Origin of the sequence: Halovibrio variabilis, from assembly GCF_007991175.1 — a bacterium.
In the GTDB taxonomy this organism is placed as follows: Bacteria; Pseudomonadota; Gammaproteobacteria; order Pseudomonadales; family Halomonadaceae; genus Vreelandella; species Vreelandella variabilis.
On sequence record NZ_BJXV01000006.1, the window covers coordinates 223,654 to 232,105 of the forward strand.

Consider the following 8,452-nt stretch of genomic DNA (forward strand, 5'->3'; position numbering starts at 1 on the left):
GGGGTAGGAAACCGGTCACAAAGGAAACCGGCCAGACCGAAGTCTGCCCACGCACAGCCGCCATAACGACGCACTACAGGCATGAAAAAAGCGCCTGCAATGGTAGGGGCGCTGTAGCGCCTTTGTGAAATCGGGTTCCTACGCCCGGCTGTAGATTTTGCTACAGCGCTACCATGATAAACATTCCCTAGCGTTCCCCGCAAGCTTTCGAGGCAGCAAATTTCACTTACTTTGATAGACTTCATGGGCACCTTTCTTTTGCTTTGCTTCGGCTCCATCGCCCCCCAGCTTTGGAGCCTTTTTGCGTTTTTTGGACAAAGCTTCCCCCTACCCGCTGGGCGTTTGCCCAGCAGCGTTACTGCTTGCGGAAAGGGTTTAGGGGGTTAGCAGTCGGTTTCGACGATGCCCGTAGAGGATTGCTTGCTGAAACGTTGGGCACTGCCACTCTGGTTGTTCACCAACTTGGCGAATATGTTTCCTGTGGAGCCCCTACGAAAGGTTTTCTCGCTGGGGGTACGCATTGCGTCAATCATGGCGGTAGACATGGCCGCCAAGTCCTCAGCGGTCAGCTTTAGCGTGGTGCCGTTGATCGTGACTTCAAACTGGTTCATGCGCGTTGCTCCTGCGGTTGAGTGGTCATGCGTAGCGGTGTGGGGCAGTTTTCCAGGCGTTGACGTTTGCGCGCTTCCAGGCAGTGGGCAATCCAGCTATCCACCTCCTCTTCCAGCCAAGCAACGCTTTTGCCACCGATAGGCACCGGGGCCGGAAACGTGCCCTGGCGAATACCTTCATAAATGGCCGAACGGCTCTTTCCGGTTTTCTGCTCCACGTCTTTACGGCGCAACAGGCGATTGCCTAGCGGGATCTGGTTCACGGTCTTGAAGTTGGGTTGGTGTGTGGTGTCGGTCATGGGTTTATGTCCTCGCGGTCTCTTTCCGGCCAAGTGCCTTAATGGCCCTATGAAGCTTGACGATTATCAGTAAGGCACACCACTGGTAGGCGTTGTGCCAAGATCCCGGCACAACGGCATATCAGATGCATAAGGATCAAGAGCAACCGAAAGAGGTAATCCTGCGAGTCGAAAGGTCTTTGTGTGGTGTGTCATGTGGTAACTTCCTCAAGCTAATGGGTGACGTAGCAAGCGTTGCGCTCAAGACACCACCAGCTTGACGAGGATTAGGCGAGACGGCCAGAAACGGCTGTTGTAATACTGTATATATATACAAAAGAAATGTGCTGCATGATCTGTTGAATCCGCAGCACATTGCGCTAGAAAGGAGGGGTATTTTTTTAATGCCTATAAATTCAGTCACTTAAGCGATAGATCACCACTGATTAATCTGTTGTAAAAACTGACGTTCTTACAACACGTAGACACCAGCGGCTGACCTATCTCAATGGCGACGCTAACCTTTTACTACCCCGCTCTTGGTAGCAGTGGCCTGCTCGAGCGCATGAAGAACCAGCTTGGTATCCACGACTGTAGATTCACCTTGATGGAGGTTCGTCATCGCATGCACATGAACCCATTCAGGGCTAATCATCTCAAAGTGATAACCGTTTTTTTCGAAGGTATAGCACGCATCATCAGGTACCCAGACTTTAAAACCTAGATTGGAAGCGCTTCTTACTGAAGCCTCTACCGCTCCCTCACTGGTCGATCCCACTACCACGAGTTGGTGAATGGATCTTTTTAACAGCCAATCCTCGATACTGGAGCGTAAAAACGCATTCGGGATGCTTTTATCGAAAATCTGCTCGTTAGTAAGAGGTTCAAAGCCAGGCTTAAAAAGCACACCAGGATGGCCGGGAGAGTATGGTGATTCTGGATCAGTAGAGATGTGGCGCACATGTAGAATGGGCAGCGCGTGCTCTCGCCACGCGTTAAGCAGTTGAGCCATGTTTTGTTCGGCATCATTGTTATTGCGCTTTCTATGATACGGGTAGTACTTATCCGCCTGCTGCTGCTCCAGGATCACTAGCGCACATGCATAAGGGCTCAATCGCGTTAAACCGAATTTCTCCACCACATCATCTATTGTGGTGCTTTCCACGGTCTCGTTCATTTTGAACTTAGCGCCGCACTTTGCGTTTTTACATTCCCGATAGGTGACATAAAAACCCTCAGTCATTTTTCGACTAGATCTGATACGGGATTCCGATGTGCAATAGGGGCATTCGACAGGTAACTTGAGTCGCATTTAAACCTCGGCGCTAATGTTATCTAGGTAGTTCGCCCAAAACTGCATCATGGCGGGCCGCTGATCCGGGGCCATGTGTTCAGCATGTGTGTAAACGCCTTCGATCCCTGGCAATTTGTGTGAAAGCTGAAGTTCTATCCATTCTCTGGGGTAGCCAAGCTCTTTTAAGCCGGTGGCCACCACATGGCGGGTGCCGTGGGGAACGTGCCTGCCCTCATAACCCATACGCTTTAGAGCCATGCCAAAAGCGGCATCGGAGATTGGTTTTCGTGGGTCATTACGGCCAGGAAATAGCAATTTGAAGGGGGCTGTTAGTTTGTGAAGGTAACGCAGCTCGTCCACCGCCTGGGCAGGCAGGGGCACTTGGTGCGCCCTGCCCATTTTCATTCGCTCGGCGGGGATCTTCCAAACGGCTGCATCTAAGTCGAACTCAACCCACTCTGCCTTGCGCAGCTCACCAGGGCGAACGGCTGTCAGTAGCAGTAGCTTTAGGCCAATGCGCACCATGGGGCTTTTATCGTACGCCTCAATATCGCGCACAAGCTGCGGTAGCTCACTTTGCGGGAGATGGTGGAAGCTACCCCGCTTGTAGGGCTTGAGCGCCGTTTGAAGGTCAGTAAGGGGGTTGTAGCTGGCTCTACCCGTAATGATGGCAAAGCGGTAGATGTCACGACAAAAGGCGTGCAGGCGGCGTCTCTGCTCGAATTTGCCTGCATCCTCTAGCGTGCGCAGGATCTCCAACCACTCCAGCGGTAAAATGCTCTCAATAGCGCGGTCTCCAACCTTCGGAAACACGTACATTTCAAGCACACGTCTGCTGTCGTTGACACGTTTAGAGCCTTCTTTCCAGCGCGGCACCATGGCGGCATGCCACTCCATCGCCAGCACTTTGAAAGTGTTCTCTGACGCGTACTTTAGAGCGCGCTTTTCGTTCTGTTTGTGCTCGACAGGATCAATACCCTTAGCAATCAACCGTCTTAAGTCGGTTCGCTTCTCTCGTGCCTCTGCAAGGGTCACTTCGGGGTATTTGCCCAGGCTGATCATGTTGCGCTTGCCGTTGGGGCGGGTGTAGCGCAAACGCCATCCACGGCTGCCGTTGGTTGTGATCCTAAGTTCTAATCCCAAGCCATCGGAGAGGGTAACAATTTTCGTGCCTGGCTTAGTTGCGTTTATCTGACGGGTAGTTAGCGCCATGAGGGTATACCGAGAATCCTCGAATAGGGGTCTATACCCCACTGTATACCACTTTGCGGCTGGCTTTGGAAGGAATACTGAGGAACTGTGAGGGGCAAAAAATTAAAGTCTTTCAGAGTGTTAGACTTCGATTTTGGCCTTGTCAGGACTTCTCAAGATAGCCCGTTGGCGTCCCTGGCAGGATTCGAACCTGCGACCTGCCGCTTAGGAGGCGGCTGCTCTATCCTACTGAGCTACAGGGACTAACGCGATCTTAGAGCGGGTGCGTAGTATAACGCGTCCGCTTAAGCAGGGCCAACTGGGTTGCGCTCTTCAACCTGGTGGCTATATCCAGCCGAGTAAACGCAGCGTAAAAACGCCCAGCGTAACGGTAATGCTCGCCATCAGCGTGGTGATGGCGATGATATTGGCGGCTAGCGCCACATTGCCGCCTATCGCTTTGACCATCACAAAGCTCGCGGCCGCGGTGGGGCTGGCGAAGAACAGGAACAACAAGCCCAACTGTTCACCTGAAAAGCCCATCATCCACGCCGCCAGAGTGGAAAGCACCGGTAACACTACCATCTTCATCAAACTGGCGCCTAGCGCCACTTGGCTACTGCCGCGCATGCTTGACACGGAAAGCGTCGCGCCGATACAAATCAGCGCCAGCGGTAGCGTTAGGGAAGCAAAGTAGTCCCCCGAGGTAATCAACCAACGGGGCAGTGGGATCGACAGCGCCGTAAACGGCAGCGCGGCGAACACGGACAAAATCAGCGGGTTCTTGGCAACGTGTTTTAATAGGCTGCGCCAATCTGTTGCCTGCCCAGGCTGGTAGAACGCCAGTATGACCACCGAAAGCGCGTTATACACCACGATGACGACGCCCAACAGCAGGCTGCCCGCCGAAAGGCCATAGTTACCGTACATCCCCGCCGCTAACGCCAGCCCGACTATCCCGCAATTGCCGCGAAACGCCCCTTGTACGTAAATGCCTCGGTCATCATGCGCTACTCGATAGTGCGCCCACGCCCAGCTTAGCAGAAACTGCCCCAGCGTCGCGGCGGCAAAAAACACCATGAGCGGGACATCCAATGCTACGCTCAAATCGGCTTTTATTAAGCTGAGAAAAATCAGTGTGGGGAGCGTGGCTTTAAACACGAGCGCCGAGGCGGTCGTCACAAACGCACTATCGATCCAGCGCAACCGCTTAAGACCCAAGCCTAGAAACACCATCGCAAAAACAGGCAGCGTGACATCCAGCGTACGGGCAAACAGCTCAAGTAGGTTCACAGTAAAATCTCGGTCAGCCTGGGTTTTAACACAAGTGTAGCACTTGCTTATATTCTACTGCTCAGCGAGATTTGTCGATCAGCTCAGCCAACTGCTTAGCCGTACTGGTTTTTCATTAAGCACTTAGGCGCGCAGCGCCGTATAAAGAGCTGGTTGAGTTTAATGAGGCAGGTCGAAGAGCGCCGCCTGATCAGGCTCAAGCGGCATGTTCACCACGACGCCATTTCGGCCTTTATCTTTGGCTTCGTAACTGCCTGCATCGGCGCGCCCGATCACATCGACAATAGAGTGATCGTGCTCACTAAACGTGGTCACCCCGATACTCAGCGTGACCGCATACTCCTTGCCTTCATGGGTCACCGCAATTTCACCCACCGACTGGCGCAAAGACTCCGCAATTTTCTTCGCCTGAGGTAAGGTACAACTTGGCAGCAGCACGCCAAACTCGTCGCCGCCTTGCCGGGCCACATGGTCGCTACGGCGAACTTCCCATGCGACGATCTGGGCAATGCGCCGCAGCATTTCATCGCCTAGCGCGTGGCCGCCTTCATCATTAATGGGCTTAAAGTGGTCCAAATCGAACAGCAAAAGCGCAGAAGGGGTACTGGTTTTTTGAAAATCAGCGAAGGCTTCTTCCAAACGGCGCTCAAAACCACGCCGATTTAACAGACCCGTCAATGGATCGTGCTCGGCTTCCCAGCGCTGTAGCGCCTCCTGCTGTCGGCGCTCGGTGATATCTTTCACAACACCGACCAAACCTAACGTATGCCCATCTTGCGAAAGCGTGACCACGCGGGCATGAACGTCCAACCACAGCAGCTCGTTATCGCTGCGCACGAAACGGAACTGACGCACGAAATCACTGCCGGTGCGCAAGCTATGCTGCCACATATCTCTCGTTCCATCGCGATCGTCAACGTAGATCTGCCTGATCCACTCCTCCATCGGCACCTCAGCGGTAATTCCCAACATGTCCAACAGGGCTGGATTCATGTAAGTGATATCGCCGTTAACATCCACGACGAACATCCCTTGGGGCGCCGCACTAAGTACCGAGTCTAAAAAGGCCTCGCGCTCTTGCAGGTTGCCGAGCAATTGCTGTCGCTCTTCTTCCACCCGGTTAAAGGTGGACGCCACCTGCTGTAGCTCTTGCATATTGGTCGCCAGGCTGACGTTTTCGCGGTACCCCAGCCCCACTTCACCAATTTGCTTTTCTAAATGCCGAAGGGGTGAAAGCACGCGACCCAACATCCACCAGAGCAACGGCATTATCAGCAGCGCCAGCGATACCCATAGCCACCATAGCTGTTGAATAAAGCCCGCTAGCGGAAGCTGTGCTTGTTCAACCGGCAAGAAGAGACCGATGACCCAGTCCGCCGGCCAAATTTGCGCATAGGATTGCAGCGCTTGCTCGCCGGTTAAAATCTCGCTAACACCATCCCCTTGCCAGCCATAAAGCGCCAAGTTCAACAGCGGGTTAAATTCCTCGCTCGGCACAGATGCATTTATTAACGAAGGGTTGGGATGATATAAAATGCTTCCCGAGGCAGTTGCAACGGCTGCATAACCTTTCTCGCCCAAACGCACCTTGGCTAAGCGGCTAAAGATTCCGCCCGAGTCAAGGCTGACCACCCCGCTAATGAAGCCATTGAAATCACCCTGTTGGTTAAACCGTGGCACGCTCACCAGCACTATCGGCATACCGCTCGCCCGCCCTACAAAAGGCTCGCTGACGTAGGGCCGCCGGGCGCCGCGCAACATACGAAAGTATTCTGTCTCAGCGGTATCGAGTCCTACGCGGCCAACAACGACGGGCCAGTCTGCAATAATGCGACCCTCTGGATTACTCACCACAATCCCTTCAAACAGGGCCAAAAGGGGGTCTTTGTTGCGCAGCTCATCTCTAATCCAGTCTGCATCATCAGCAACACCGATGATTGTGTTTAACCGCTCTAGTGTCTGAAAGCGCAACTCTATTTGCTGGGTAATCTCATCCGCCAGCATGGTAGATTCATAGCGTAGGTGAGACATATTGGTCTCATGCACCATCGTTTTACCTAGCTGCCACGCCATACCCAGCACTAACGTCACCACGACTAGCCAGGTCATTGCTAATCCCAGCAGAAGCCGCCCTCGCAAAGAACGAAAGCCATATGACTGATTTATAGGGCGAAAAAAACGCACCGAATTACCTTTTTTGGGGGTGAGGTGATGTGGGCCATTAACTGCGTTAACAGTATGACGAGACACAGCCAAACTAAGTTACCAAAAAAAGCAGCGTTCCGCGCGTTGGAAATGCTAGCAAACACCAACCTTTATCTTCAGCTTAAGCAACCCATACGTACGTGCACCTTACAAAACGCTGATAGCCGTGTAACAGTGCCATTAAGCGTAAGGTACGGCCTTACGTTTATTTTCAGGTGATTTCCCCCATAGAAGGCATGCTACCGAAGCGGACCATGGCAGCAATGTTCGCCAATATAAGCCAAACATAAAGCAAACGCTTGATGCACGAGCGGCGCTACTGTAATACTTAATTATTGTTCTAGACCCAAGGATATACACATGGCTTGTTTCAGCGACGTTGAAGGTGCAACGCCTTCCTGGTACGTCATTCAATGCAAAGGGGGGGAATCCTTTCGCGCCGCCGACAACCTCACCAACCAAGGGTATGAGGTATTTCATCCTGTGCTTAACGCCCAGCGTAAGCGTCAGAGCAAGCTAGTCACTGTTACTGAACCGCTGTTTCCCTACTATTTGTTTATCCGCCTGGATCAAGTCGCCAGTGACTGGCGACCGATTCGCTCCACGCGCGGCGTGTTGCGCCTGCTCACCTTCGGCAACAGGCCCGTCGCCGTTCCCGAGTCGTTGGTCGGGACACTACGTGCCCAGCCTCATCACCTAGAAGGTAGTCACACCTACTTCAGCGCCGGTGAAAAGGTCACCATTACCGACGGCCCGTTCAAAGACCTCGAAGCTATTTTCACCCGCTGTAAAGGCGAAGAGCGCGCCATCGTTTTGCTAAATGTGCTTAATCGACCACAGCACCTTGAAGTCCCGCTAGAGACCTTAAGCAAGTTGTAGCGCGTGGTAACGATTATGTGAGAGTAACGAACATAAGAAGCACCCGCGGATGGCGGCGGAACGTCGCCCCGTGGCACAGAATCCAACCCTGGCACTGCTTCGCGCTGCTTACGCGGGTGCGCCGTAGGCTTACCACGCGCTACAATAGGACTACTTAATATAAATATTCGTCATGGGGACACGGGTGGCCATCTATCGACGCGCGCATGTTCCTGGCGGCAGCTACTTCTTTACGGTCGTTACTTTCGCACGGCAACCTCTCCTCGCTGATCGTCATAATATTGAAGCTCTGGGCCGTGCGTTTCGCCGAGTTCGAGAAGAACGCCCCTTCGTTATGGAAGCGTTTGTTCTACTTCCCGACCATCTTCACTGCTTATGGACACTTCCCGAAGGCGACGCCGACTACTCCTCGCGCTGGCGGGATATTAAAAAATACGCTTCACAGGAATTTCTCTTTCCTCCTGGCACCCAGAATGCTTGGCAGCGAGGTTTCTGGGAGCACGTCATTCGCGACGAAAACGACTGGCAGCGGCATATGGATTACATCCATTACAACCCCGTCAAGCACGGCTGGACCAAAGCCCCCCGCCATTGGGAATGGTCGAGCTTTCGGCAATGCGTACAAAAAGGCTGGTACGAACTTGACTGGGGCACCCAACACACCCCCGACATCGCCGATATGAATTGGGAATAAAGCCCCC

The 8,452-nt window shown here is 53.2% G+C and carries 8 protein-coding genes and 1 tRNA gene; 2 read left to right on the plus strand and 7 right to left on the minus strand.

Annotation, left to right across the window (positions count from 1 at the left end; genetic code table 11):
* Positions 1-383: 383 nt before the first annotated feature.
* The 7 genes from HVA01_RS06785 to HVA01_RS06815 form a co-directional block, all read right to left on the minus strand.
* Positions 384-611: a hypothetical protein gene (locus HVA01_RS06785; RefSeq protein WP_146874199.1), complete on the minus strand. Its 228-nt coding sequence runs from the start codon at positions 609-611 to the stop codon at positions 384-386.
* Positions 608-910 (minus strand): helix-turn-helix transcriptional regulator, encoded by a 303-nt coding sequence (locus HVA01_RS06790; RefSeq protein WP_146874201.1) that lies wholly within the window; start codon positions 908-910, stop codon positions 608-610. The genes HVA01_RS06785 and HVA01_RS06790 overlap by 4 nt, the downstream gene beginning before the upstream one ends.
* Before the next feature lie 496 nt (positions 911-1,406).
* Positions 1,407-2,201: an isochorismatase family protein gene (locus HVA01_RS06795; RefSeq protein WP_146874203.1), complete on the minus strand. Its 795-nt coding sequence runs from the start codon at positions 2,199-2,201 to the stop codon at positions 1,407-1,409.
* Entirely contained in the window at positions 2,202-3,395 is a 1,194-nt protein-coding gene (locus HVA01_RS06800) for a tyrosine-type recombinase/integrase (protein WP_146874205.1), read from the minus strand. It abuts the gene before it with no gap.
* 166 nt (positions 3,396-3,561) lie between these two features.
* Positions 3,562-3,638, minus strand: a tRNA-Arg gene (locus HVA01_RS06805).
* Positions 3,639-3,719: 81 nt separating this feature from the next.
* Positions 3,720-4,667 carry an AEC family transporter gene (locus HVA01_RS06810; RefSeq protein WP_146874207.1) on the minus strand — a complete coding sequence of 316 codons (948 nt, stop codon included), beginning with the start codon at positions 4,665-4,667 and terminating at the stop codon, positions 3,720-3,722.
* A 159-nt stretch (positions 4,668-4,826) separates the two neighbouring features.
* Positions 4,827-6,776: a sensor domain-containing diguanylate cyclase gene (locus tag HVA01_RS06815; protein ID WP_246129520.1), complete on the minus strand. Its 1,950-nt coding sequence runs from the start codon at positions 6,774-6,776 to the stop codon at positions 4,827-4,829.
* Between the two features lie 456 nt (positions 6,777-7,232).
* Between HVA01_RS06815 and rfaH the strand changes: the two genes are divergently transcribed.
* On the plus strand, positions 7,233-7,751 hold the full coding sequence (rfaH, locus tag HVA01_RS06820; RefSeq protein WP_146874210.1) for a transcription/translation regulatory transformer protein RfaH: 519 nt from the start codon (positions 7,233-7,235) through the stop codon (positions 7,749-7,751).
* A 184-nt stretch (positions 7,752-7,935) separates the two neighbouring features.
* Entirely contained in the window at positions 7,936-8,445 is a 510-nt protein-coding gene (locus HVA01_RS06825; RefSeq protein ID WP_146874212.1) for an REP-associated tyrosine transposase, read from the plus strand.
* Positions 8,446-8,452: the final 7 nt, after the last annotated feature.

What these genes read in the sequence shown, in the direction of transcription:
- HVA01_RS06790 (WP_146874201.1), bottom strand. Translation starts at nt 910, where the DNA reads ATGACCGACACCACACACCAACCCAACTTCAAGACCGTGAACCAGATC.
- HVA01_RS06785 (WP_146874199.1), bottom strand. Translation starts at nt 611, where the DNA reads ATGAACCAGTTTGAAGTCACGATCAACGGCACCACGCTAAAGCTGACC.
- HVA01_RS06795 (WP_146874203.1), bottom strand. Translation starts at nt 2,201, where the DNA reads ATGCGACTCAAGTTACCTGTCGAATGCCCCTATTGCACATCGGAATCC.
- HVA01_RS06800 (WP_146874205.1), bottom strand. Translation starts at nt 3,395, where the DNA reads ATGGCGCTAACTACCCGTCAGATAAACGCAACTAAGCCAGGCACGAAA.
- HVA01_RS06815 (WP_246129520.1), bottom strand. Translation starts at nt 6,776, where the DNA reads ATGACCTGGCTAGTCGTGGTGACGTTAGTGCTGGGTATGGCGTGGCAG.
- rfaH (WP_146874210.1), top strand. Translation starts at nt 7,233, where the DNA reads ATGGCTTGTTTCAGCGACGTTGAAGGTGCAACGCCTTCCTGGTACGTC.